Annotated in this window: 23 protein-coding genes; 8 read left to right on the top strand and 15 right to left on the bottom strand. The window is 71.4% G+C overall.

Translation table 11 applies throughout. The features are described 5' to 3' along the window. Nucleotides 1–62 precede the first annotated feature (62 nt). Nucleotides 63–1274: a nitrate/nitrite transporter gene (locus OG413_RS19360; RefSeq protein ID WP_266807167.1), complete on the bottom strand. Its 1212-nt coding sequence runs from the start codon at nt 1272–1274 to the stop codon at nt 63–65. A gap of 198 nt (nt 1275–1472) precedes the next feature. On the opposite strand from OG413_RS19360, the gene OG413_RS19365 reads away from it, so the two are divergent. Continuing rightward, nucleotides 1473–1904: an Lrp/AsnC family transcriptional regulator gene (locus OG413_RS19365; protein WP_266807168.1), complete on the top strand. Its 432-nt coding sequence runs from the start codon at nt 1473–1475 to the stop codon at nt 1902–1904. A 141-nt stretch (nt 1905–2045) separates the two neighbouring features. Here OG413_RS19365 and OG413_RS19370 read toward each other — a convergent pair whose 3' ends face one another. From OG413_RS19370 to OG413_RS19380, 3 genes are all read right to left on the bottom strand, one after another. Next, nucleotides 2046–3566 carry a GAF domain-containing protein gene (locus OG413_RS19370; protein WP_266810247.1) on the bottom strand — a complete coding sequence of 507 codons (1521 nt, stop codon included), beginning with the start codon at nt 3564–3566 and terminating at the stop codon, nt 2046–2048. A gap of 162 nt (nt 3567–3728) precedes the next feature. Continuing rightward, nucleotides 3729–4766 (bottom strand): rod shape-determining protein, encoded by a 1038-nt coding sequence (locus OG413_RS19375; RefSeq protein WP_266807169.1) that lies wholly within the window; start codon nt 4764–4766, stop codon nt 3729–3731. 173 nt (nt 4767–4939) lie between these two features. Then, nucleotides 4940–5524 (bottom strand): hypothetical protein, encoded by a 585-nt coding sequence (locus OG413_RS19380; RefSeq protein WP_266807170.1) that lies wholly within the window; start codon nt 5522–5524, stop codon nt 4940–4942. Between the two features lie 124 nt (nt 5525–5648). Between OG413_RS19380 and OG413_RS19385 the strand changes: the two genes are divergently transcribed. Continuing rightward, complete coding sequence (locus OG413_RS19385; RefSeq protein WP_266807171.1) at nt 5649–6470, top strand: hypothetical protein; 822 nt, start codon at nt 5649–5651, stop codon at nt 6468–6470. Nucleotides 6471–6525: 55 nt separating this feature from the next. Here the strand turns inward: OG413_RS19385 and OG413_RS19390 are convergent, their stop codons facing one another. Then, nucleotides 6526–6954, bottom strand: coding sequence for a MarR family winged helix-turn-helix transcriptional regulator (locus OG413_RS19390; protein WP_266807172.1), 429 nt, complete (start codon nt 6952–6954; stop codon nt 6526–6528). Between the two features lie 162 nt (nt 6955–7116). Between OG413_RS19390 and OG413_RS19395 the strand changes: the two genes are divergently transcribed. The 3 genes from OG413_RS19395 (at nt 7117) to OG413_RS19405 (ending at nt 9644) form a co-directional block, all read left to right on the top strand. Then, nucleotides 7117–8136: an NADP-dependent oxidoreductase gene (locus OG413_RS19395; RefSeq protein ID WP_266807173.1), complete on the top strand. Its 1020-nt coding sequence runs from the start codon at nt 7117–7119 to the stop codon at nt 8134–8136. Nucleotides 8137–8233: 97 nt separating this feature from the next. Beyond that, the gene (locus tag OG413_RS19400; RefSeq protein WP_266807174.1) at nt 8234–8662 is read left to right on the top strand and encodes an organic hydroperoxide resistance protein; all 429 of its coding nucleotides are present in this window, start codon (nt 8234–8236) and stop codon (nt 8660–8662) included. 118 nt (nt 8663–8780) lie between these two features. After that, the gene (locus OG413_RS19405) at nt 8781–9644 is read left to right on the top strand and encodes an EI24 domain-containing protein (RefSeq protein ID WP_266807175.1); all 864 of its coding nucleotides are present in this window, start codon (nt 8781–8783) and stop codon (nt 9642–9644) included. Nucleotides 9645–9676: 32 nt separating this feature from the next. Here the strand turns inward: OG413_RS19405 and OG413_RS19410 are convergent, their stop codons facing one another. Next, the gene (locus OG413_RS19410) at nt 9677–11554 is read right to left on the bottom strand and encodes an FAD-dependent oxidoreductase (protein WP_266810249.1); all 1878 of its coding nucleotides are present in this window, start codon (nt 11552–11554) and stop codon (nt 9677–9679) included. Between the two features lie 184 nt (nt 11555–11738). Next, on the bottom strand, nt 11739–12338 hold the full coding sequence (locus tag OG413_RS19415; protein WP_266810251.1) for a TetR/AcrR family transcriptional regulator: 600 nt from the start codon (nt 12336–12338) through the stop codon (nt 11739–11741). A gap of 161 nt (nt 12339–12499) precedes the next feature. On the opposite strand from OG413_RS19415, the gene OG413_RS19420 reads away from it, so the two are divergent. Further along, nucleotides 12500–14974: a glycoside hydrolase family 3 protein gene (locus OG413_RS19420; RefSeq protein WP_266807176.1), complete on the top strand. Its 2475-nt coding sequence runs from the start codon at nt 12500–12502 to the stop codon at nt 14972–14974. Between the two features lie 104 nt (nt 14975–15078). Here the strand turns inward: OG413_RS19420 and OG413_RS19425 are convergent, their stop codons facing one another. Both OG413_RS19425 and OG413_RS19430 read right to left on the bottom strand, forming a co-directional pair. Next, the gene (locus OG413_RS19425; RefSeq protein ID WP_266807177.1) at nt 15079–16080 is read right to left on the bottom strand and encodes an aldose epimerase family protein; all 1002 of its coding nucleotides are present in this window, start codon (nt 16078–16080) and stop codon (nt 15079–15081) included. Nucleotides 16081–16091: 11 nt separating this feature from the next. After that, a complete protein-coding gene (locus tag OG413_RS19430) occupies nt 16092–17018 on the bottom strand; it encodes an SGNH/GDSL hydrolase family protein (protein WP_266807178.1) in 927 nt (308 codons plus the stop codon). A gap of 371 nt (nt 17019–17389) precedes the next feature. On the opposite strand from OG413_RS19430, the gene OG413_RS19435 reads away from it, so the two are divergent. Beyond that, entirely contained in the window at nt 17390–17884 is a 495-nt protein-coding gene (locus OG413_RS19435) for a DUF3145 domain-containing protein (RefSeq protein WP_073724656.1), read from the top strand. A 119-nt stretch (nt 17885–18003) separates the two neighbouring features. Here OG413_RS19435 and fabF read toward each other — a convergent pair whose 3' ends face one another. The 5 genes from fabF to OG413_RS19460 all read right to left on the bottom strand — a co-directional run bounded on the left by fabF (nt 18004) and on the right by OG413_RS19460 (nt 22877). After that, complete coding sequence (fabF, locus tag OG413_RS19440) at nt 18004–19266, bottom strand: beta-ketoacyl-ACP synthase II (RefSeq protein WP_266807179.1); 1263 nt, start codon at nt 19264–19266, stop codon at nt 18004–18006. Between the two features lie 79 nt (nt 19267–19345). Then, nucleotides 19346–19594 carry an acyl carrier protein gene (locus tag OG413_RS19445; RefSeq protein WP_266807180.1) on the bottom strand — a complete coding sequence of 83 codons (249 nt, stop codon included), beginning with the start codon at nt 19592–19594 and terminating at the stop codon, nt 19346–19348. 64 nt (nt 19595–19658) lie between these two features. Beyond that, complete coding sequence (locus OG413_RS19450; RefSeq protein WP_266807181.1) at nt 19659–20660, bottom strand: ketoacyl-ACP synthase III; 1002 nt, start codon at nt 20658–20660, stop codon at nt 19659–19661. 13 nt (nt 20661–20673) lie between these two features. Beyond that, nucleotides 20674–21588 carry an ACP S-malonyltransferase gene (locus OG413_RS19455; RefSeq protein ID WP_266807182.1) on the bottom strand — a complete coding sequence of 305 codons (915 nt, stop codon included), beginning with the start codon at nt 21586–21588 and terminating at the stop codon, nt 20674–20676. Between the two features lie 89 nt (nt 21589–21677). Further along, complete coding sequence (locus OG413_RS19460; protein ID WP_266807184.1) at nt 21678–22877, bottom strand: CdaR family transcriptional regulator; 1200 nt, start codon at nt 22875–22877, stop codon at nt 21678–21680. 57 nt (nt 22878–22934) lie between these two features. On the opposite strand from OG413_RS19460, the gene OG413_RS19465 reads away from it, so the two are divergent. Next, nucleotides 22935–23591: a pirin family protein gene (locus OG413_RS19465; protein WP_266807186.1), complete on the top strand. Its 657-nt coding sequence runs from the start codon at nt 22935–22937 to the stop codon at nt 23589–23591. A gap of 48 nt (nt 23592–23639) precedes the next feature. Here OG413_RS19465 and OG413_RS19470 read toward each other — a convergent pair whose 3' ends face one another. After that, complete coding sequence (locus OG413_RS19470; protein WP_266807188.1) at nt 23640–25358, bottom strand: MFS transporter; 1719 nt, start codon at nt 25356–25358, stop codon at nt 23640–23642. Between the last annotated feature and the right edge of the window lie 85 nt (nt 25359–25443).

The raw sequence follows: 25443 nt of genomic DNA on the forward strand, positions 1-25443 counted from the left end.
ACGCTGCCGTTCTTTTACTCGCACGTCTTTACTCGCACGTCTTAGCCCACACGGGTGCGGACTCAGCCGTCCCGTTTGATGTTCCGCATCCGGCCGTACGCGTACACACTGCCCGCCAGCGCCAGATCGGACAGCAGCATGAATCCGATCGAGTACGAATCCTTGGCGGTGAAGATCGCGCCCATGACCAGCGGCGGTACGAAGCCGCCCAGACCGCCCATCGCGCCGACGATGCCGGTCACGCTGCCCACCTTCGGCTGGGGCGTCACCTGCGAGACCAGGGCGAAGATACTGCCGCTCGACGTGCCGAGCCCGGCCGCCATGACGAGCAGCGCGATCGTGCCGACCGGCATCAGCTCCGGGTCGAACGCCTGGACGATCGCCATCAGGGCGGCGACCAGCAGCGCCACCGAGGTGACCAGCGCCGGGTGGATCCGGTCCGAGAGCCAGCCGCCGATCGGCCGGAAGATGACGGTGACGAGCGCGAACCCGGCCGCCTTGGTGCCCGCCTCGGTCGGCGACATGTCGTACCAGGTCTTCAGATACGTCGGCAGATACACCCCGAAGGCCACGATGCCGCCGAAGCCGATCGCGTACAGCGCCGACAGCTCCCAGGTGACCCGCAGCCGCCCGGCCTCGCCGAGCCGGTGGGCCAGTGTGTCGGTCGGGATCTGCCGGTCGGGCCGGTCGCTGACCAGGACGGCGGCGAGAATCGCGTACACCGCCAGTGCCGCCGCGACGACGAGGAACGGCAGGTTGTCCCCGTGCTCGGCGATGCGCGGTGTGAAGTAGCCCGACAGCGCCACGCCGCCCATGCCCATTCCGAACACACCGAGCGCCAGGCCCCGGTCGGCGGGCGGGAACCACGAGTTGACCAGCGGAATGCCGATCGCGAACGTGGTGCCGCCGAGCCCCAGCAGAAAGCCGACGGCGAGCATCGCCCCGTACGAGTTCTTCGCCGGGATCAGCAGCAGCACGGGCACGATCGTGAGCGCCGAGACGACGGGGAACATCAGCCTGGCGCCGTACTTGTCGGTGAGCGCACCCACCGGGATACGCCCGAGCGAACCGACGATCACCGGCACGGCCACCAGGAACGACTGCTGGAACGAGCTGAGCCCGAGCCGTTCCTTGTAGTCACCGGACATCGGCGCGATCAGGTTCCACGCCCAGAAGGTCAGCGCGAAACCGATCGTGGCCACGGCCAGATTGCGGTACGCGGCCGAGGACTGCCGGCCGGCCGGTACGGGGGACTGCTTGACGGCTGTATCCACGGGTCAAGTCAAGGACGCGGGGGAACCCCGGGCCCGCTGGGTTGCTCCATGCGGGGCGCACGCCGCACCGGACACCCCAATGGCCCCACGACCGCCGCCGTTCCGGACCCGTGCGCGCCACCGCCCCCACCGGCACCGAGGGCCCTGCGGGCTCCACGAGCCCCGTCGCCGATCGGCGCGGGCTGCGAGAATCGCGGCATGGACCGGCTGGACAGGGAAATCCTCGGCATTCTCCAGGAAGACGCGCGGATCTCGTACCGCGATCTGGGCGTACGCGTCGGGCTCAGCGCCAACGCCGCGGGCGACCGGGTACGCCGCATGCGCCGCGACGGAGTCATCCGCGGCTTCACCGTCATCGTCGACCCGGCCGCCGACACCCGCTCCGGCCTGGTCGTCTTCATCGACGTGAGCCTGCGCCTCGACACGACGAACGAGGAGTTCGAGCGCTCCGTGCTGATGCTTCCCGGCATCACCGAGGTGGTGCATGTGACGGGCGGGCACGACTACCTCGTACGCGCCACGGCGGCCGACGCCGGCGCCCTGGACGCGCTGCTGCGGCGGCTCAAACGGGACGCGGGAGTGGCGCACTCCAACACCAGGATCGCGCTGAGAGCGGCACCGTCCCACTAGCCGTCCCTGGCCGTCCCGGCCCCGCTGTCCCCGCAGCCGTCCCGCCACCCGGCCCCGCTGTCCCCGCAGCCGTTCCGGTACCCGGTACCCGGCCTCCGGCCCCCCACCGTGTCCCGGCACCCGGCCCCTCGCCGCCGGGTCTCAGAGCGGTGCCTGCCAGGTCACCGTCGTCGACCGGCTGCCGTCCTCGTCGCGCCCGTCGTCCGCGACCACCAGCCGCACCGCGCTCCGCCCGTCGGGCAGCCGGGCCGTCGCGTCCACCTCCACCTCGATGGCCGACACCCCGGCCCTGCGGTGCGCGGCGGCCAGCGCACCGCGCAGGGCGGTCAGCAGCTCCTGGTCCGCGGGTTCGCCCACGAGCGCGTCCACCGCGCCCGTGAAGTGCACCGAGGGCTGGAAGCCGAGCACGGCCGCCGCTCCACCGGTCTCCCGCAGCACCCGGCCGCGGAAGGTGGCGGGGACCTCGGCGGGCGGCTGCTGGAGGGCGAAGATCGTCGTCCGGACCTCCTGAATGGTGGAGTCCAGCTCGTCCACGGCCTTGCCGAGCAGCTCGTCGGTCTCCCCGGAGGCGGCCCGGCGGCGGGTCGACTCCAGCATCATCTCGGTCGCGAAGAGCCGCTGGACGACCAGATCGTGCAGATCCCGGGCGATCCGGTCGCGGTCCTCGTACACCGCGAGCTGCTCCCGGTTGTGCTGCGCGTCCGCCATCACCAGGGCCAGCGCCGCCTGTGAGGCGAACTGCGAGGCCAGCAGCCGGTCCACGGCCGAGTACGGGCGCTCGCCGCGCCGCCGGGGCAGCGCCAGCGTGCCGATGAGCCGGCCGCCGCTCTGCAACGGCAGCATCATGCTGGGCCCGAACCGGGACCGTACCTCGGTGGTCATCCGGGGATCGGTCGCCGAGTCGGTGATGAAGACCGGTTCGCCGCCCAGCAGCTGCACCAGGACGGGGGAGCCGGGCGCGATGGTCGTCCCCACGATGCCCGCCGGATCGTCCAGCGTGGAGGCGGCCACGATCTCCATCCCGCCCTCGTCGGTCGGCTGGAGGACCACTCCGGCCGACGCGCCGGCGAGCACCCTGGCCCGTTCGGCGACGGTCATCAGGGCGTCGGAGGCGTTCGTGCCGGTCAGCAGGGCCGTGGTGACGGCGGCGGCCCCCTCGATCCAGCGTTCCCGCTGCCGGGCGGTCTCGTAGAGCCGGGCGTTGCCGATCGCGATCCCGGCCTGGGCGGCGAGGACCCGCAGCAGCGCCATGTCCGTGTCGGTGAAGTGCCCGGAGCGCTTCTCGGCGAGATAGAGGTTGCCGAACACCTGGGTGTGTACCCGGATCGGCGCGCCGAGGAAGGAGCGCATCGGAGGGTGCCCCGGCGGCAGGCCCGCCGCGCGCGGGTCGGCGGTCAGGTCGTCGGAACGCAGGGGCTGCGGGTCCTCGATCAGTACGCCGAGGATGCCCGAGCGGCCGTCCGGGAAGCCCGCGATGTGCTGCCGTTCCTCGTCGCTCATCCCGGCGGTGTACAGCTCGGTGATCCGGCCCTCTTCGGGGTCCAGGACGCCGAGTGCGCCGTAGCGCGCCTCGGTCAGCGCGGTGGCGGTCTCCGCGATCTGCTGGAGCGTGGTGCGCAGTTCGAGATCGCTGCCGACGCTGAGGACCGCCTCCAGCAGCATCGGGAGCCGGGGCTTCGCCGACCGCCGCGTGGCTGTCCCCCCGACGCCCGCTCCGCCCGCCCCGGCTTCTCCGCCCGCTCCGGGCTCCCCGGCGGAGTCCGCCGCTCCGCCCGCTCCGGCCGGTCCGTGCTCCTCGGTCATGCGCATCGCCCCCTGGGCCGCTCAGCCCGCCAGCGGGTTGAGGACCAGCGGCTGGATCTTGCCGTCCAGCATGGCTCCCAGACCGAGCACGGAGCAGACGTCCGGCCGTTCGGCGATCTGCACCGGCATTCCGGTCGCGTCACGCAGCATCTGGTCCAGGCCGGGCAGCAGTGCGCTGCCGCCCACCATCATGATCCCCCGGTCCGCGAGGTCGGCCACCAGGTCGGGCGGGCAGTCGCGGAGCACCTTGCCCAGGCCGTCGAGCACCGCGGTGAGCGGGGTGTGGATGGCCTGCCGGACGGCGGCGGTGTCCACCTGCACGGAGCGGGCCAGGCCGGTGGCCACGTCACGGCCGTGGATCTCGGTCAGGGCGGGGCCCCCGGGGGTGAGGCCGTTGCCGCTGAGCGCCAGCTGCAAGGGGCGCACGGACTGGCTCGGCAGCATCAACTCGTGGTGCTGGCGCAGATGCTGGATCACCGCGTGGTCGATGGCGTCGCCACCGATCGGGATCCGGACGGCGGTCACGATCGAGCCGAGCGAGAGCACCGCGATCTGGGTGGTGGCGGCCCCGCACACCATGATCATGGTGGCGGTCGGCTGCTCGACCGGCAGTCCGCAGCCGACGGCCGCCGCGATCAGGGTGTCGACCAGTTCCACCCGCCGGGCGCCGAGCCCGACCAGGGTCTCCACGGCGGCGCGCTGGGCCAGCGGATCGCTGTCGTGCGGGGTGCAGGCGGCGGCGCGCAGCCGGGGCTTGCGGCGCAGCTGGCGGCGGAGCTTCTCGCCGAGCAGATGGCGCAGCATGCGCTGGGCCATCTCGATGTCGACGACGGTGCCGCCGGAGACGGGGCGGACCACCCGGATGTATTCGGGTGTGCGGCCGGTCATCTGCTCGGCGAGCGCGCCGACGGCGATGAGTGATCCGGTACGGGTGTTCACGGCGGCGACGCTCGGCTCGTCGACGACGAGGCCGAGCCCTTTGACGTACACACGGGTCCTCGCGGCCCCGAGATCGACGGCGATATGGCAACGGCGCAACTGCTCAAGGCTGACGGTCACGGCAGGTTCTCCCGAGAGCGCTGATGTGGGGCACCGGCGGCAGCCGGTTCTCTTCGCATCGTGACGCGCCCGGAGTCCCGGCGCGCGCTGGGATGAGCCGTAAGAGGGAACGGAGCTGACGGAGCGCCAGGTGAGCGCCGTGTGAGTGCGGGCCGGTGCGGCGCCGTGCCGGGTCAGCCGGGTCGGCCGGGGAGCAGCCGCTGGAACAGCCCCCAGGTGAACTCGGCGACGAAGGGCCGCCCGCTGTCCGGCTCGGTGATCGCGAGCGCCCATCGGGTCGGCGCGCTGCCCTCCATCGGCCGGGCCGGGGCGAAGGCCCGCGCGACCTCGTCCACGGTGCACGACCACGGGCGCAGGTCCGCGGCGGTGCGCAGTTCGGGGCCTGCCGTCCCCGGGGCGCGCACGAGCCACTCGTTCCATACGGCTCCGCCCGGCGCGGCCATCACCTCGAACCGCAGGTCGGGCCAGAGCGGCACCGGCCACAGCAGCGCCTCGCACTCCAGGTCGCCGACCTTCCGGGGCAGGGTCAGCTCGGGCTCGCCGAGCACGGAGCGGTAGCGGCGCAGGGCCCCCTTGGACCTGCCGCCCCGAGGGGCGCGCACCATGGCCTGCCAGTGGCGGTTCGCCTCCCGCATGTCGGCGAGCGAGGCGCTCAGTTCCAGTCGGGCCTCCTCGACCAGACCGGGCTGGTGGTCGGCCATCCGGCGCAGCAGGACGAGCTGGAACTGGAGGGGCCCGAACGGGGCGGGAGCGGTCATGCCGCCCATCCTCCCGTGTGCCGGACGTATCGGACCGGCGCGCAGGGGAAACTGAGCTTCCTCACACGATCCTCACGTCCGCGGCTTCCGCCGTTGTTCTGTACGCGTCTACTCTGCGGGCGCAATGGATTACTGCCACCCGTGCCAACGGCATCTCAACGGCGCCCTGGCCTGTGCCGGGTGCGGAACCCCCGTCGAGGCGCTGGGCCCCTATGCCGCCCCCGCGTACACCGGCCACGAACCGGAACCGCCGGACGAGCCCCCCGTGCCTCCCGTGCCGCCCGCCTCCGGGGGGCAGCGTCGCCGTGCCCGCGTCGCGGCCGGACGGGCCCCGCGACGAAGCGGGCGTGAGCCGGAGCCGGCCGATGGCGGGAAGAGGGGCGGCGACGGAAAGAGCGGCGGCGGCCGTGGGAAGCAGCGCGGCGGCGATTCTCGCGGGCACCGCAGGCGCGGCCGGACGGCCCTGCTCACGGTCCTCGGGCTCGTCCTCGCCGCCGGGGCGCTGAGCCTGGCCGAGCTGGCCGTCGAGCCGAGGCACGACGACGGTGCGGCGGACTACGTACGGGAATCCACCGCCACCCGCACCGAACCCGCCCCGGAGCCCTCGTCGAGCGTCCGGCCCGAGCGGCCCGGTCCGCCGGACACCACACCCTCCGACCGCACAGGCCCTACAGGCCCCACCGTGGTCCCGGTGGCGGACAGCCACCCGGCCGGCTCCGGAACGGGCGGCGGGCCCGGCCCGGAGGACTCCGACGCCTCGGGACCGCCGCAGGACTCCACTCCGTCCTCCGCACCGCCGGGCCCCGGGGAGTCCGGCTCACCGGCCGACCCGCCGGGCCCCGAGGAGCCCGGCGACGAGCCGACGGGGCCCGCCCCGACGGAGCCCCCGGAGCCCGACCCGGAACCGACCGAGACCTGCGTCCGCTTCCTGTGGTGGTGCACCTGAGGGCTGCCCCGTAGCCCCGGAAGAAGCCGTACCGCTACGGGGTCGCGGGATCGCCCTACAGGTCCTCGCCCAGCATCCGGCGCAGGAGGTCCCGCAGCACCGTGCGCTCCGCGTCCGAGAGCCCGGCCAGCGGCTCCCGGGCGAAGTGCAGCGAATCACGCAGCTCCCGAGCCGTGCGGGCGCCCTTCTCCGTCGGAGCCGCCAGCTTCACCCGCCGGTCGGCCGGGTCGGGCCTGCGCTCCACCAGCTCCCGGGACTCCAGCCGGTCGATGATCCCCGTCACGTTCGACGGCTCGCACTTCAGCTTCTGGGCGATCTTCCGCATCGGCATCGGCTCCAGGGAGAGCAGCCCGAGGACCCGTGCCTGCGCCCCGGTGAGCGAGTGCGCCGCCGCGGCGCGGTCGTACTCCTCGTAGTAGCGCGCCACTACGGTGCCGATGAGCTCGACGACCTCAAGGGTCAGGGGGTCTGTGCGGGTGGCCATGACACCCAGCGTACCCATTTACTTGACAACATGAAATATTCAGGAGCATGGTTGTTTCACGTCATGAAGCTTTTTTGCCCGGCGGGAGCTTCCCGTCCGTGAGGCACTTCCGTACGACATAGACACGACACAGAGACACGACACAGAGGAGACCCCGAGCCCATGTCTGCAGCTCTTCCCACGTCCAGCCGTGAATGGCACCTTGTCGCCCGCCCGCACGGCTGGCCCAAGGCCGAGGACTTCGCGCTGCGTGAGGTCTCGGTCGTCGCCCCGGCCGAGGGCCGAGTCCTCGTCCGCAACAAGTACTTCTCGGTCGACCCGTACATGCGCGGCCGGATGAACGACGTGAAGTCGTACGCCCCGCCCTTCAAGCTCGACCACCCCATGGAGGGCGGCGCGGTGGGCGAGGTCATCGCCTCGAACGCCGAGGGCATCGCCGTCGGCGACCACGTCCTGCACGGCCTCGGCTGGCGCGAGTACTCCGACGTGCCCGCCGAGCACGCCCTGAAGGTCGACCCGGACCTGGCCCCGCTCTCCGCCTACCTCGGCGTGCTCGGCATGACCGGCATGACCGCCTACGCGGGCCTGTTCGAGGTCGCCTCCTTCAAGGAGGGCGACGCCGTCTTCGTCTCCGGCGCCGCGGGTGCGGTGGGCAGCCAGGTCGGCCAGCTGGCGAAACTCAAGGGCGCCTCGCGGGTCATCGGCTCGGCGGGCTCCGACGAGAAGGTAAGGCTCCTGGTCGAGGAGTACGGCTTCGACGCCGCGTTCAACTACAAGAGCGGCCCGGTCCGGGACCAGCTCGAGGCCGCCGCTCCCGACGGCATCGACGTCTACTTCGACAACGTCGGCGGCGAGCACCTGGAAGCCGCGCTCGCCTCGTTCAACGTGCACGGCCGCGCCACCATCTGCGGAATGATCGCCCAGTACAACGCCACCGAGCCGGTCCCCGGCCCGCGCAACATGGCGCTGATCATCGGCAAGCGGCTGCGTCTCCAGGGCATGCTCGTCAACGATCACGCCGCGCTTCAGCCCCAGTTCGTCAAGGAGGTCGCCGGCTGGCTGGCCTCGGGCGAGCTGAAGTACAACGAGACGGTCGTCGAGGGCATCGAGCACGGCTTCGACGCCTTCCTCGGCCTGCTGCGCGGCGAGAACACCGGCAAGATGATCGTGTCCGTCGCGTGACCGGCATCCGGTCCGCCCGGCACACCCGTTAGTCTCATCCCAGGCCGTCGCGATCGTGGGCGCGAGTCGCGGCGCATCAGCAGGAGGAATCCTCAGCATGAGCATCCAGAACATCGCCGTCGTCTACACCGCCGTCGCCACCGCGGAGAACGGCCGTGACGGCCGCGTCTCCTCCGACGACGGCAAGCTCGACGTCATCGTCAACCCGCCGAAGTCCATGGGCGGCAGCGGCAGCGGCACAAACCCGGAGCAGCTCTTCGCGGCCGGATACAGTGCCTGCTTCCAGGGCGCGCTCGGTGTCGTCGCCCGCCAGGAGAAGGCCGACATCTCCGGCTCGACCGTGACCGCGTCGGTCGGCATCGGCAAGAACGAGGCCGGTGGCTTCGGCCTGGAGGTCGCGATCTCCGCCTCCATCCCGAACGTCGACAAGGCCACCGCCCAGTCGCTCATCGAGAAGGCCCACCAGGTCTGCCCGTACTCGAACGCGACCCGCGGCAACATCAAGGTCGAGCTGTCGGTCGCCTGACCTGACCCGACGCCACCACACCCGACGCGACCCCACCCGGCCGCTCGCCCGAGGGCCGCATCCCCGTCACCGGGGGTGCGGCCCTCGTCCGTGCCGGAGCGCAAGTACCCTGACGCCCATGAGTGATCTCGGGGCGGGCTTCGGCTATTTGATGAAGGGGCAGCGCTGGGCTGTCCGGCACGGACGATGGTTCGGATTCGGGCTGCTGCCCGGACTCGTCACCCTGATCGTGTACGCGGGCGCGCTGATCGGACTCGGTTACGGAGCCGACGACTTCGTCGCCTGGGCCACCCCGTTCGCCGACGACTGGTCCTCGCCCTGGCTGGGCCTGCTGCGCAACACCCTCGTCGTCCTCGTCTTCGTCTTCGGCCTGTTCCTGGCGGTCATCACCTTCACCGCCGTGACCCTGCTGGTCGGCCAGCCGTTCTACGAGTCGCTCTCCGAGGAGGTCGACCGCAGCGAGGGCGGCGAGGTCCCCGAGTCCGGGCTGCCGCTCTGGCGCGAACTGTGGATCTCCGCCCGCGACTCCCTCCGCATCCTGCTGCGCGTCGCCCTGTACGGAATCATCCTCTTCGGCCTCGGATTCATCCCGGTCCTCGGACAGACCGTCGTCCCCGCCATCGGCTTCTGCGTCTCCGGCTATTTCCTGTCCGAAGAGCTCACCGCTGTGGCACTCCAGCGCCGCGGCATGGTTCTGAAGGACCGGCTGGTTCTGCTGCGCGGACGCCGGATGCTGGTGCTCGGCTTCGGCGTTCCGCTGACACTCGCGTTCCTGGTCCCGTTCGTCGCCGTGTTCCTGATGCCGGGCGCCGTCGCCGGAGCCACCCTGATGGTCCGTGACCTGGTCGCGCCCGAAGGCGCCGGTGGGGCAGGCGCGGCAGGCAGGGCCGACGGGGCCGACAGTGCCGACGGTGGCTATGCGACGAACGCCGCCCCGGCGACGGCCCCGGCGCCCCACCCGTACCCGGTCGACGGCGCCTGAGCGACGATCGGGCCCCACGGTCCGGGAGCCGGTCAGGCGCTGTGGACCTCCAGCGCCGTGCGGACCGCCGACTCCAGCGCCCCCTCGATCCAGGCGGGCTTGACCGAGGTGTGGCAGCCCGCGAAGTGCAACGGCCCCTCGGGCGTGCGGACATCGGGGAACAGCTCGGTGTGCTGGCCGGGCAGGAGTACGGACGCCTCGCCGTACGCGTACGGGTCACGCATCCACGACTGGGTGCGGCCGATGCCCGTGTAGAAGACCTCGATGCGCTGCCCGTAGACCTCCTGCATCCCGGCCAGGGCGCGCGGGTAACGCTCGTCGTCCTCCAGAGAATCCCACTTCAGGGCGTCGTCGGCCCAGCTGTAGGAGGCGAGGACGACGCCGCCGGGGCTGCCGCCGACCGGGTAGGAGGGCTGGAACATGAAGCGGTTGGGGTTGTCCGTCACCGAGCCGCCGCCGAAGACATGGGCCGCCTCGGGCTGGTTGCGGGCGATGGCCCGGCAGGCCGCGTAGTGCGCCCGCTGGCCGTCCGGGACATGGCCGGGCGGTACGGCAGGGTGGGCGCCGAGCAGTGAACCGTCGGCGGGCGCCCGGCCGAGCCGGTAGGCGTCGTAGAGCCCCGGGCGGACCCGGTCCAGCTGCTCCTTCCAGTCCTTCTCCTCGAACTCCCACCAGCGCAGGTTGAATTCGAGGAGGACCTTGGTCGCCGCGTCGTAGTGGATCTCGGTGACCGCGCGGCGCTTGCCGTACGACATCGCGGGCCGGACCGGGATGTGCCGCAGCCCGGAGAACGGCACGGTGACGATCGCCCGGTCACCGGTGAACGTCTCCCGCTCGACCGACCCGCCGCGTCCCTCGGAGACCGTCTCGACACTGACCCCGTCCGCCCCGTGGCTGATCCGGGTGACCCGGCGGTCCAGCCGCACCAGGTCCTTGACCCGTCCGTACATGGCGTCGACCAACGTGGCGGTACCGGCGGGCAGTTCGAAGAACGCGGTGTCCGGGCTGATCAGCGAGGCCCCGATGAAGCTGTGTACGAAGGCGAGATGGAGCCGCGAGGTCATGTTCTCGACCGTGCCGATGAGGTCGACGGTGCGCACGTCGAGCTTGGCGGCCTCGGTCAGGAAGCGGTACATCGACCAGTGCCCGTACTCCTGGATCACCTCCGCCCAGCCCTTGACGAGGTCCGCCCCCTCCTTGCCGTCGATCTTCTTCCGTACGGGGGCGAAGGCGTCCCGCACGATCTGGGACGCGGGTGTGTTCTCGTACGTCGCGGGCACGCCGAAGGAGCGGTTGACCGCCCGGGGCTTCTTCGCGTAATCGGCGCGCCGGACCCGGACGCCGTTGACCTGGATCCAGGTGCGGTTGGCCGCCCGGCCGCCGCCGTCCACATCGACGAGGTGGAAGCGGCGGCGCTTCAGGTCGAAACTGTCGATCAGCCCGGTGACCAACGGGTGGCTGTCCGGGATGCGCATCGCCCCGGCCTCGGCGTACTGCTTCGGGTCCGCGAAGGGCGCCTCGGACTTCTCGTGGCCGCCGGACCGGAAGGTCTTGATCCGGCCGCCGACCCGGTTGCCGTTGGCCTCGATGACGGTGACGGTGTGCCCGGCGGAGCGCAGCAGATGGGCCGCGGTCAGCCCGGCCGGTCCGGCACCGATGACCAGGACCTTCTTGGGGGCGCCGCCGGACCGGGGCAGGCCCGCGCCCAGCAGCACCTCCCGGTAGCGGGGCACCAGCGGCTCGTCGTTCTCGTCCCGCACCAGGATGGCGCGGGCCACGGTGAGGCAGGTGTTCCAGTCGGACCCGGACACCGCGGCGGTGACGGCACCGGCCGGCGCCGCACCGGCGGGCGGGGCGCCCGCGGCGGTCGCGGTCAGGGCGGCGGCACCGGCGGCCGCCCCGGCGACCACCTGACGCCGAGAAGGCTTCTCCGATGAGGAGTTGGCGGAAGAAGAGTCAGAAGTGGAGTAATCCGTCAAGGAGTTAGGCATAAGGATCACCCTGAGGCCGGCGCGCGGCGTCCCCGGGCAAAAAGCGCCTCAGCCGCCGAAGATCACCCGCAGGAGACCGTTGTCGATCTTTCTTGCTATGGCGTCATCCCTGGTCACTCCGCGTGTCAGGGGCCGGTGGAGGGTTCTGTCGCAGCAGCCGCAGGAAATCCTGGAACGCACCCGGCATGTCCACCGACTCCGGGTCCAGCAGCCACTGGTACTGCAGGCCGTCCAGCACCGCCACCAACAGCACCGCAGCCTGCTCCGGGCTCTGCCCGCCCGGCAGCCGGTCGCCGTACTCGGCCCGGAGCATCGCCGCCATCCGGGCACGGACCTGCGTGTAGCGCCGGGTGAAGAACTCCCGCGCCGGGTGGTCCTCCGTGACGCTCTCGCCGAGCAGTGCCGAGAAGGTCTGGACGATGCCGGGACGCATCGCGTTGTACTCCACCAGCGAGCTCAGCAGCTCCGGCCGCCAGGACCCGTCGCCCGGTGCGCCACCGGTGTCCCAGCGGTCCCGGTCCTCCAGCACCGCGACGAGCAGTGCCTCTTTCGTCGGGAAGTAGTGCAGAAGTCCTTGCTGGGTCAGACCCACCCGCTCGGCCACCGCGTTCAGCGAGGCGCCCCGGTAGCCGCGCTCGGCGATCACTTCGAGGGCGGCGCTCAGGATCTCGGCCCGCCGCTCCTCGCTCCTGGCCCGTGCCATCGTCGGCCCCTCTCCGTACTGCCCGGCGCTGTCAGCAGGACCGTACGTCATGAAGGAATCCATCCGGCCCGATGATAACAAATAGATAACAAACCCTACTGATCTACTGGTTCCGAGTCACCATGGAGACCTTCGCAGGAACTCGACGAGGAGGTACGGCCGTGGCAGCCGCGTCCACACCCAGCAACCCCGAGGCGGTCCGTGGGGCCGCGGTCGAAGCGGCGCTCGCCGCGCTCGGCCTCGACGACAAGGCGCGCCTGCTGGCCGGCCAGGACATGTGGTCCCTGCCCGCCATGCCCGCCGTGGGCCTCCGCCCGCTCGTCATGTCGGACGGCCCCGTCGGCGTCCGGGGCGTCCGCTGGACCGCCGCCGACCCCTCCGTCGCCCTGCCCTCGCCCACCGCGCTCGCCGCGACCTGGGACCCCGCCCTCGCCCGCCGGGCCGGCCGGCTGCTCGCCCAGGAGGCCCGCCGCAAGGGCGTGCACGTCCTGCTGGCCCCGACCGTCAATCTGCACCGCTCCCCGCTGGGCGGCCGCCACTTCGAGGCGTACAGCGAGGACCCGTACCTCACCGGCGAGATCGGCACCGGCTATGTGCGCGGGGTACAGGACGGCGGAGTCGGCACCACCGTCAAGCACTTCGTCGCCAACGACGCCGAGACCGACCGCTTCACCGTCGACAACATCGTCGCCCCGCGGCCACTGCGCGAGCTCTACCTCGCCCCGTTCGAACGGATCGTCAAGAACGCCCACCCGTGGGGCATCATGTCCGCGTACAACCAGGTCAACGGCTCCACGATGACCGAGCACCGCTACCTCCAGAACGAGGTGCTGCGCGGCGAATGGGGCTTCGACGGCTTCATCGTCTCCGACTGGCTGGCCGCCCGCTCCACCACCGGCGCGCTCACCGGGGGACTCGACGCCGCGATGCCCGGCCCCCGGACCGTGTACGGCGAAGCGCTCGCCGCCGCCGTCCGGGCCGGTGAGGTCCAGGAGGCGGCCGTCGACACCGCCGTACGCAACATCCTGCTGCTCGCCGCCCGGACCGGCGCCCTCGAAGGCGCCCCGCCCGCCGTCGCCCCCGCCGACGTCCCCGCCGGGATCGACGGCGCGGCGCTGGCCCGCGAGGTGGCCCGGCGCTCCTTCGTCCTCGTCCGCAACGAGCGGGACACCCTGCCGCTCTCCCCGGCCCCGGACCGCACCGTCGCCCTCATCGGCGCCCTGGCCCGGGACGCCCGGGTGCTGGGCGGCGGCTCGGCGCAGGTCTTCCCCGACCACATCGTCCCGCCGCTCGACGGCCTCACCGCCGCGCTCCCCGAAGGGACCCTCCGCTACGTCGTCGGCGCCGACCCGAGCGATGAACTCGCCACCGCCGAAGGGGGATTCGACCTCTCGGCCGAGTGCCGCGACGCGTCCGGCGCGACGCTGGGCACCGCCGCGCTGCACAACGGACAGATCCAGTGGATCGGCGCCGACCTTCCCGACGGCGTCACCCACGACACGCTCCACAGCATCGAGATCACCGGGACGTTCACCCCGCGCGAGAGCGGCGAGCACACCTTCGGCACCCGGGGCACCGGCGCCTTCACCCTCACGGTCGCGGGCCGCGTCCTGTACGACGGCACCCACCACCCGGCCCCGGGCGCCGACCCGATCGAGGCGTTCTTCGGCGCACCGGTCGAGCGCGGCCGGGTCCCCCTCACCGCGGGCGAACCCGTCGAGGTCTCGCTGCACCACGTCGTCGAGCCGGTCACGGCCGCCCCGATCCAGGCGGTGTCCTTCTCGCTCGCCCACCTCGGCCCGCAGCGCGACGCGGACGACATGATCGCAGAGGCCGTCGAGGCGGCCCGCGCGGCGGACACCGCGATCGTGGTCGTCGGCACCACCGAACGCGTCGAGTCCGAGGGCTTCGACCGCACGGACCTGCGGCTCCCCGGCCGCCAGGACGACCTGGTCCGGGCGGTCGCCGCCGCCAACCCGCGTACCGTCGTCGTCGTCAACTCCGGTTCTCCGGTGGAGCTTCCGTGGCGCGACGAGGTGGCCGCCGTCCTGCTCAGCTGGTTCCCGGGACAGGAGGCGGGCCACGCGCTGGCCGACGTCCTGCTCGGTGCCGCCGAACCGGGCGGCCGGCTCCCCACCACGTGGCCGGTGACCCTGGCCGACGTCCCGGTCTCCGGCACCACCCCCACCGACGGGAAACTCCACTACGACGAGGGAGTCTTCATCGGCTACCGCGCCTGGGAGCGGACCGGCACGACGCCCGCGTACCCCTTCGGCCACGGGCTCGGCTACACGACCTGGGCGTACGACAGCGCCGAAGCCACCGCCGAATCGGTCACGGTCCGCGTCCGCAACACGGGCCCGCGCCCCGGCGGCGAGACCGTCCAGATCTACCTGGCCCCGCGGACGCCGGGCACCGACGCCCCGCGTCCGGCCCGCTGGCTGGCAGGCTTCGCCCGGGTGGAGGCGGCACCCGGCGAGAGCGTCGAGGTCACCGTCCCGCTGGAGCGGCGCTCGTACGAGATCTGGGACGAGACCGCGGGCGGCTGGAGGCTGATCCCCGGCACCTACGAGGTCCAGGCCGCCCACTCGCTGGGCGATGTCCGGGCGAGCGCCACGGTGGAGATCAAGGAATAGCCACCCGCGCCGGGAAGCCGTCAGCGCACCGGGAATCCGTCATACCCGTCAGCGCACCGGGAACCCGTATACCCGTCGGCGCACCGGCACCCCGTGCAGCCCCGTCAACGCACCGAGAACCCGTACACGGTGCTCGACACGAACTCCTCGCCCGGCCGGAGCACCGTGCTCGGGAACTCCGGCCGGTTCGGGGAGTCCGGGAAGTGCTGGGTCTCCAGCGCGATCCCGGCGCACGGCCCGTACGGCGGCCCGTCGAAGTGGTCGGCGGTGTACAGCTGAAGCCCCGGCTCCGTCGTGCGCACCGTCAGCACCCGCCCCGACCAGGCGTCGTACAGCTCCGCGGCGACGGCGTCCCCGTCGGGGGCGTCCAGCACGAAGTTGTGGTCGTACCCCGCACCGACCGCCCTCGTCCCCCGGAAGTCGAACCGGGTCCCCGCCACCGGCGCCGGCTCACCCGTCGGCACCGCCTCGCCGTCCACCGGGGTGATCCGCCCGGCCGCGATCCGCAGCTGCTGCCCGAGCGCGCTGCCGCTGTCGGCGCCCGCCAGGTTCCAGTACGTGTGGTTCGTCGGATTCAGCACCGTCGGCGCGTCCGTCGTCGCCCGGTACCCGATCCGCAGCGCCCCGCCCGCGTCCAGGCTGTACGTCACCGAGAACGCGAGCCGCCCGGGAAAGCCCTCCTCGCCGTCCTGCGCGACCAGCGAGAGGCGGACTCCGTCCGGGACCTCCCGCGCCTGCCACACCCGCTTGTCGAAGCCGCGCGTCCCGCCGTGCACATGGTTGCGGCCCTCGTTGCGCGTCACCCGGTGCCCGGTGCCGTCCAGGACGAACGAGGCGCCCGCGATCCGGTTCGCGTACCGCCCGACCACCGCCCCGAAATACGGACCCGGGTACTTCTCGTAGCCCGCGACGTCCGGCAGCCCCAGCGCCACCCCGGTCCGTGTGCCGTCCCGCGCCGGTACCTCGACCGACTGCACGATCGCGCCGTAGGTCAGCACCCGCACCAGCGTCCCGTCCCGCTCCAGGGTCCAGCGCTGGACACCGGTACCGTCCGCGAGAGTGCCGAAGTCTTCCGTACGTATGGCCGTGGGCCCGCCCGTCGTCATGATCCCGGACCCTACGCCGGGGGCCGCTCCGCCGTAACGTTGCGGTACGCGATCTCTGCCAGCCGGGCCTGTCCGTCGCGTCCGGGATGGAACCAGTCCCACTGGCTGAGCTGCGTACCGGTGAACCGGTAGTCGAAGACCGCCCCGCCGTCGTACCGGCAGCGCCGGTCCTTCGCGCACACCTCGCGCAGCACCTCGTTGTACGCGACCACCCGGTCCCGCACCGCGTCCCGCCGGGCCACGGCCGCCGGGCCCATGTCGTCCGCGTCGCCCAGCATCGACTTGCAGATCCCGAGCTTCCAGATCTGCTTGCCCAGCTCGTTCTCGCGCCCCGTGGACCAGAGCCGCTTCAGATCCGGCACGCTCGACACATAGACCTGTGCCTTGGGCGCCGTACCGCGCAGCTGACGCATCGACGCCTCGAACGAGGCCCGGAAGTCCGCCACCGGAGTCATGATGGCGACCGAGTCCCGGCAGGCGTCATTGGCGCCGATCATCACCGTCACCAGCTCCGGCTTCTCCTTCGCCGCCAGCGCCATCTGCTCCGGCAGCTGGGCTATCCGGGCCCCCGACACGGCGTGGTTCCAGCTGCGCGCTGCCGCGTTCGTCGTGCCGAGCAGCCGCACCGCGAGGCTGCGCACCTCGCCGTCCGTACCCGTCGCCCAGGACACCTCGGGGCAGTCGGTCAGCACCGAGCAGGCGTCGAACCCCCGGGTGATGGAATCCCCGACGGCCGCGACCGAGGACGGACGGCGGTCCCAGTCGGGGGTGGGGGAGGGGGACGGCGAGGCGCCGCGCGACGACCCCGACGCGCTGCGGGCGGTCTCATTCGGCCCACTGGTGCAGCCCGCCAGCGCGACGGTGGCACCGAGAAACGAAACCGCTGTCAGCATGGCGACAGCGGTACGTGAACGAGGGCGTCCCGCGCGCTCCGGCATCCCTGATCCCTCCGGTCATTCACTGGTTTATGCCTCTGGTAATGCCCCCGGCAAGCCCCGCCGCCCCAGGTCACGGGCGTGCGCGCCCCGCAGGGTGAAAGCTGGACGAATCATGGGCCCGCGACCGACGGTACGTCACACACCCACCCCCGGGGCACGGTAGTTTCTCCCCGTGGAACCAGTGGCGCCTCATCCACCCGCGTATGCGTGGGGGGCTCCGGCACATTACTTCACGTCACATACTGTCCCTTTTCAGGAGATTAACTCCCGATGCTGTTTACTGATGACAACCTCGGGAACTGGCCGAAAAGAGACGGTACGAGCGCGAGGCCGCTGGGGAAGGCGTACCTCGTCCCACACTGGAGGTCCCGGTGACGACACGTGGAGTCCTGTACGTTCACTCCGCACCGCGCGCGCTGTGCCCACATGTCGAATGGGCGGTAGCGGGTGTCCTCGGTGTGCGGGTTCAGCTGGACTGGATCAGACAGCCGGCCGCTCCCGGCACCTGGCGGTCCGAGTTTTCCTGGAAGGGCAGGCCCGGCACCGCCTCACAGCTCGCCTCGGCGCTCCGGGGCTGGGATCTGCTGCGCTTCGAGGTGACCGCCGAGCCCTGCCCCACCGCCGAGGGCGAGCGCTACAGCTCCACCCCCGAGCTGGGGATCTTTCACGCCGTCACCGGTATGCACGGCGACATCCTGATCCCCGAGGACCGGCTGCGGGCCGCGCTGGCCCGCTCCGTGCGCGGTGAGAGCGACCTGGAGGCGGAGATCGCCAAGCTTCTCGGCAAGCCGTGGGACGACGAACTGGAGTCCTTCCGGCACGCGGGCGAGGGCGCACCGGTCCGCTGGCTGCACCAGGTGGTGTGAGAAAGGCCCCTGATGGGGTGGGAAAAGCCCCTGATGGGGTGAAAAACGGCTCCTGATACGGCTGTGGCCCGCCTCCCCCGAACCGGGGGAGGCGGGCCACAGCCGTATCAGGGCCTACGTCAGACCGAACGGAACGCCAGCACCACGTTGTGGCCGCCGAAACCGAACGAGTTGTTGATCGCGGAGATCGGCCCCTCGGGCAGCGGGCGCGGCTTGTCACGGACGACGTCCGCCTCCACCGCGTCGTCGAGGTGCTCGATGTTGATGGTCGGCGGCGCCATCCGGTTGTACAGAGCCAGGACCGTCGCGACGGTCTCGATACCGCCCGCGCCGCCGAGCAGGTGACCGGTCATCGACTTGGTCGCGGAGATCGCGACGTGGTCGAGATCGTCGCCCAGGACCTTGCGCAGGGCCTTGATCTCGGCGATGTCACCCTGCGGGGTCGACGTGGCGTGCGCGTTGAGGTGAACCACCTCGGACGGCTTGAGGTCCGTCGAGTCGAGCAGGTTCCGCATCGCGGCGGCGATTCCGCGCCCGGTGGGCTCGGGCTGCGCGATGTGGTGGGCGTCAGCGGAAAGACCCTGGCCCAGCACCTCGCAGTAGACCCTGGCGCCACGTGCGGCGGCGTGCTCGGCGGACTCCAGGACGACGACACCGGCGCCCTCGCCGAGGACGAAACCGTCCCGGGCCGTGTCATAGGGACGAGACGCCTTCTCGGGCTCGTCGTTGCTCTTGGACATCGCCATCATGTTGGCGAACGCGGCGATCGGCAGCGGGTGGATCGCCGCCTCCGTGCCACCGGCGACGACGACGTCGGCACGGCCGGTGCGGATCATCTCGACGGCGTACCCGATGGCCTCGGCGCCGGAGGCGCAGGCGGAGACCGGGGTGTGGACACCGGCCTGGGCGTTGACCTCCAGGCCGACGTTGGCGGCCGGACCGTTGGGCATGAGCATCGGAACGGTGTGCGGGGAGACGCGGCGTACGCCCTTCTCCTTCAGCACGTCGTACTGGTCGAGCAGGGTGATCACGCCGCCGATGCCGGAGGCGATGACCGTGCCCAGACGCTCGGGGCGGATCTTCTCGTCCTCACCGGCCTTGCCGGTGAAGCCCGCGTCCGTCCACGCCTCACGGGCCGCGATCAGCGCGAACTGCGCCGAGCGGTCCAGCTTGCGGGCGAGCGGGCGCGGCAGAACCTCGCCCGGGTCGACGGCCGCGAGGGCGGCGATCCGGACGGGCAGTTCGGCGAAGCGCTCACCTTCGAGGGGCCTGACGCCGGAGCGACCGGCCATCAGCCCTTCCCAGGTCGATGCGGAGTCGCCACCCAGCGGAGTGGTTGCGCCGATACCGGTGACGACCACGGTGCGATTGGTCGGGATCACTGGAAAATCTTCTCCACGTGTAGAGGGTCGTGAATCAGCGGCGCCACCGCCGGGTGGCGACACACGAGCCGGGGCTGGATCAGCCCTGGTGCTTCAGGATGTAGTCGGCGGCGTCGCCGACCGTCTTGAGGTTCTTGACGTCCTCGTCGGGGATCTTGACGTCGAAGCGCTCTTCGGCGGCGACGACGACCTCGACCATGGACAGCGAGTCGACGTCCAGGTCGTCGGTGAAGGACTTGTCCAGCTTGACGTCCTCGACCGGGATTCCGGCGATCTCGTTGACGATCTCGGCGAGACCGGTGACGATCTCTTCCTGGGTGGCGGCCATGTTGGCGCTCCTTCGGTGGTTTTCTTCAGGGTTCGGGTGTGCCGGACCAAAAGGTCCGGTGTGCCTAGGGGAGGGTAACGACCGTCGCGGCGTAGACGAGACCCGCCCCGAAGCCGATGACGAGCGCGGTGTCGCCGCTCTTCGCTTGACCGGTCGCCAGGAGCCGCTCCATTGCGAGCGGAATCGAGGCGGCGGACGTGTTGCCGGTGGTTTCCACGTCACGGGCGACCGTGACGTGCTCCGGCAGCTTCAGGGTCTTCACCATCGAGTCGATGATCCGCATGTTGGCCTGGTGCGGAATGAAGACGTCCAGGTCTTCCGGGGCGATCCCGGCCGCGTCCAGCGCCTGCTGGGCGACCTTCGCCATCTCGAAGACGGCCCAGCGGAAGACCGCCTGGCCCTCCTGCGTGATGGCCGGGAACTTCTCCGGACGCGTCGCGTGGAACTCGTCCCAGGCCACGGTCTGCTTGATGGTCTCGGACTTGTCGCCCTCGGAACCCCAGACGGTGGGGCCGATGGCCGGCTCCTTCGAGGGACCGACGACGACCGCGCCCGCGCCGTCGCCGAACAGGAAGGCCGTCGCACGGTCCTCCAGGTCGGTGAGGTCACTGAGCCGCTCCACGCCGATCACCAGGACGTACTCCGCCGAACCTTCGACGACCATGCCCTTGGCGAGGGTCAGGCCGTAGCCGAAACCCGCGCAGCCGGCGGAGATGTCGAAGGCGGCGGGCCTGCCCGCGCCGATCTTGTGGGCGATCTCGGTCGCGATGGCCGGGGTCTGCTTGAAGTGCGAGACGGTGGAGACGATGACCGCGCCGATCTGCTCGGGCGTGATCCCGGCATCGGCGATCGCCTTGCCCGATGCCTCGACGGACATCGCGGACACGGTCTCCTCGTCGGAGGCCCAGTGGCGGGTGACGATGCCGGAACGCGAGCGGATCCACTCGTCGGACGAGTCGATCGTTTCGAGGATCACCTCGTTCGGCACGACACGGGTGGGGCGGTAGCCGCCGACACCCATGATGCGCGCGTACGCGGCGCCCTGGCTGGGCCTGATCTTCGACATGCTCTCGGGCTCCTTAGGCACCCGCGTGCTCGGAGATGAGCGCGCGGGCCGCTTCGAGGTCGTCGGGTGTCTTGAGCGCGAGGGTCTGCACTCCGGGCAGCGCCCGCTTGGCCAGCCCGGTGAGGGTGCCGCCGGGGCAGGCTTCGATGAGTGCGGTGACCCCGAGTGCCTGGAAGGTCTCCATGCACAGGTCCCAGCGGACCGGATTGGCGACCTGTCCGACGAGCCGGGAGATGATCTCGGCGCCGGTGGAGACCGTGGCGCCGTCGCTGTTGGAGACGTACGTCACGGTCGGCTCGGAGACCTTGAGGTCCGCGGCCGCCACGCGCAGCTTCTCCACGGCCGGGGCCATGTGGTGCGTGTGGAACGCGCCGGCCACCTTGAGCGGCACCACGCGGCGTACGCCCTCGGGCTTGTCCTCGACCAGTGCGGCGATCTGCGCGGCCGTGCCCGCCGCGACGATCTGGCCGCCACCGTTGATGTTGGCCGGGGTCAGGCCCAGCTTCTCCAGGTGGGCGACCGAGACGTCGAGGTCGCCGCCGAGCAGCGCCGCCATGCCGGTCTCGGTGACCGCGGCGGCCTCGGCCATGCCGAGCCCCCGGGTGCGTACGAGACGGAGCGCGGCCTCGTCGTCGATGACACCGGCGAGTGCGGCGGCGGTGATCTCACCGACGCTGTGGCCCGCGACGACACCGGGGGAGGCGTCGAGTGCGGCGGCCGACAGCAGACCCGCGGCGACGAGCAGCGGCTGGGCCACCGCAGTGTCGCGGATCTCGTCCGCGTCGGCCTTCGTGCCGTAGTGGGCAAGGTCGAGCCCGATGGCGTCGGACCAGGCCGCGATGCGGTCGGTGGCACCGGGGAGGTCGAGCCAGGGAGTCAGGAAGCCGGGCGTCTGAGCGCCTTGGCCGGGAGCGACGAGTACGAGCACCCTCACACTCTCTCTTGTGGACGGCCCGGTACGCCCGTGGGGACAGGGACGAAGAACCGTCGGGGGAATTGTTGAAGTCCGACAAAAGTCTAGGACTGAGGATCCGCCGCGGCCAAGCGCCCCAGGATGAGGGCGATTCGCAGGGTGAACGCCGAGCGCACGTCGGACGGTGACCAGCCGGTGACGTCGGTCACACGTCGTAGCCGGTAGCGCACGGTGTTGGGGTGGACGAAGAGCATCCTGGCGGCACCTTCGAGGCTGCTCGCCTGCTCCAGATAGACACTCAGAGTCTCCAGGAGCGCCGAGCCCGCCTCCTCCAGCGGTCTGTAGATCTCCTCCACCAACTGGTCCCGCGCGGCGGGGTCGCCCGCCATCGCGCGCTCCGGAAGGAGATCGTCCGCCAGCACCGGGCGCGGTGCGTCCTGCCACGCGGAGCAGGCCTTCAGCCCGGCCGCCGCGGCCTGTGCGGACCGGGTGGCGGCGAGCAGGTCGGGCACCACCGGCCCGGCGACCACCGGCCCCGCCGCGTACGGGCCGATCAGGCCCTTCGCGACCTGGAGCGGGTTGTCGCTGCCGCCCGCGATGACGACGAGGCGGGTGCCCAGTACGCCGGTCAGGACCTGGAGCTTGGCGTGCCGGGCGGCCCGCCGGATCGCCTCCACGGTCAGCTCGCTGTCCCCGTCGGGCGCGGTGCCCAGGATCACGCAGACGTGCTCGGGGGAGTTCCAGCCGAGCGCGGCGGCCCGGGACACGGCACCCTCGTCCGCCTCCCCGGAGAGCACCGCGTTCACCACGAGCGATTCGAGCCGGGCGTCCCACGCGCCCCGGGCCTCGGCGGCCTGGGCGTACACCTGGGCGGTCGCGAAGGCGATCTCCCGGGCGTAGACGAGCAGCGCCTCACGCAGCACCGATTCGTCGCCGGGCGCGGCGACCTCCTCGATCGCGGCCTCCATGACCTCGATCGTCGTCCGCACCATCTCCACGGTCTGCCGCAGGGTGATCGCCCGGGTCAGCTCGCGCGGAGCCGTACCGAACACATCGGTGGAGATGGCCTGCGGGGCCTCCGGATGCCGGAACCACTCGGTGAACGCGGCGATACCGGCCTGGGCGACCAGGCCGATCCAGGACCGGTTCTCCGGGGGCATCGCCCGGTACCACGGCAGCGTCTCGTCCATGCGGGCGATGGCGTTCGCGGCCAGCCGGCCGGAGGACTGCTCCAGGCGCTTCAGGGTCGCGGCATGCAGGTGGGCGTCGTTCGCAGCGGGCTGCTCAGGATCGGGTCGGGGCACGTACCCAAGACTGCCTTATCGGGGCAGGTGGTCGGGGGGCCGGGCTACCGTGGTCCGGTGATTTCCGTACACAGGTCGGACAGCCGCTACGCGGGCGGGGACGCGGCGGCCGGGATCGAGTCCCTGCACGCCTTCTCGTTCGGACGTTTCTACGACCCCGACAACCTCCGCTTCGGCGCGCTCCTGGCGTGCAACGAGGAGCGCCTCGCCCCCGGCGCGGGCTTCGACGAGCATCCGCACAGCCACACCGAGATCGTCACCTGGGTGATCGAGGGCGAACTGACCCACCGCGATTCGACGGGCCGCTCCACGGTCGTCCGAGCCGGGGACCTCCAGCACCTGAGCGCCGCCGCGGGTGTGCGCCATGTCGAACGCAACGACGCGGACGCCCCGTTGACGTTCCTTCAGGTGTGGCTGGCCCCGCTGGAGCCGGGCGGCGAACCCGCGTACACCGTCGTCCCGGGCCTCGCCGACTCCACCCCGTACGAGGTGTCCGGCGCCGGGGCGACGCTCCGGGTGCACAGGCTCGGCGACGGCGAACGGGCCGCGGTGCCGGACGCGGTACGTCTGTACGTGCACGTGGTACGGGGCCGGGTCGCCCTGGGCGGGCAGGAGTTGGGGCCCGGTGACGCGGCGCGGATCACGGCGGCCGAAGGGCTGGAGGCGGTCGCGACGGGCCCGGCGGAGCTGCTGATCTGGGAGCTGTCCGACTGAGAGCGCGCTACGGGGGATCGCTCGGCCCCCGATGCGTGCTCATCGGGCTCATGCCTTCGTCGTCTTCTCGCTCTCGCCATGGATGTAGCGGCCACCGCGCAGCAGTGAGGCGAACGCGGCCACCAGGCACGCCGCGATGGCGAAGTCGAAGGCGATGGAGAGCCCCTGCTCGAACGGCTCGGAGATCAGTGTCGGGAAGAACTTCCGCCCGGTGAGGTAGTCGGCGTGACCGGCGGGCAGATGCGCCAGCGTCTGCGGGTCGAGCAGGCTGCGGATCGGGTTGTACCCCAGGAGCGCGGCGAAGAGCACACCGACCGGCGGCAGCGCCGCCACCCGAGCCGCGTCGGCGGCCGGCACGCCCTCCTGGACGAGGCCGTGGGTGAGCGTGTCCGGCAGGGAACTGGCCAGACCGGCGATCATCAGGGAAAAGAAGATGCCGATCGACAGGACCGTGGCCGAGTTCTGGAACGTGGTGCTGATCCCCGCACCCACACCGCGCTGGTCCGGCGGAAGGCTGTTCATGATCGCCGCCCGGTTGGGTGAGGCGAACAGCCCCATGGCCAGCCCGTTGACGAGCAGGATCAGGGCGAAGACCCAGTAGTCGAAGTCGACCGGCAGCTCTTTCAGGGCCACGAAGGTGGCGGCGGCCAGCAGCATCCCGCCGGTGGTGAAGAGCCGGGCGCCCAAGCGGTCGGAGGCCCACCCGGAGAGGGGCCCGGCGATCAGGAATCCGATGGTCAGCGGCAGCATGTAGATGCCCGCCCACAGCGGGGTCTGCTCGAAGCCGTAACCGTGCCGCGGCAGCCAGATGCCCTGGAGCCAGATGATCAGGATGAACATCAGCCCGCCACGACCCAGGGACGCCAGGAGACTCGCCACGTTCCCCGCCGTGAAGGCGCGGATACGGAACAGCGCCAGATGGAACATCGGCTGTGCCACACGGGTCTCGATCAGGCAGAAGAGGGCCAGCAGCGCCAGCCCGCCCGCGATCGCGGCGATCACCCAGGGATTGGCCCATCCCATCGTGTCGCCGCCGTAGGGCTGAATGCCGTACGTGATGCCGGACAGTACGGAGATGAGTCCGATCGCGAAGGTGAGATTGCCCCACCAGTCGAGCCGCGCCGGGGTGCGGACCCCGGTGTCTCGCAGCTTCAGATACGCCCAGACGGTGCCGAACAGCCCGAACGGCACGGAGACCAGGAACACCAGGTGCCAGTCGACGGGACCGAGCAGCCCGCCCAGCACGAGGCCGATGAACGACCCGGCGATGGCCGCGACCTGGTTGAGGCCCAGGGCGAGACCGCGTTGCCGGGCCGGAAAGGCGTCGGTGAGGATGGCGTTCGAGTTCGCCATCAGCATCGCCCCGCCCACGCCCTGGAGCACCCGCATCCCGATCAGCCACAGCGCCCCCGCGGTGCCGTGCAGCCAGGTCACCGAGAGCAGGACGGAGAACACGGTGAAGATCGCGAAGCCCAGGTTGTACATCCGCACCCGGCCGTACATGTCACCCAGTCGGCCGAAGCTCACCACCAGCACCGCGGTGACGACCATGTAGCTCATGATCAGCCAGAGCAGCAGGCTCGTGTTGCCCGGCTGCAACGGGTCCACTCCGATACCGCGGAAGATGTCCGGCAGCGCGATCAGGATGATCGACAGGTTGATCGTCGCGATCAGCACGCCCAGCGTGGTGTTCGAGAGGGCGATCCATTTGTAGCGCGGACCCAGCGGCTCCTCGACACCATCGGGGGGTGCGTCTGCTCTGCGCACGGACCACTCCTCCCGTCGGGAGTCCTCGACTGTGCAGTAGAGCCAAGCTAACCTCGGGGCCCGCGGACGGCGAGCGCGCGCCGTC

The organism is Streptomyces sp. NBC_01433 (assembly GCF_026340105.1).
Classification (GTDB): Bacteria; Actinomycetota; Actinomycetes; order Streptomycetales; family Streptomycetaceae; genus Streptomyces.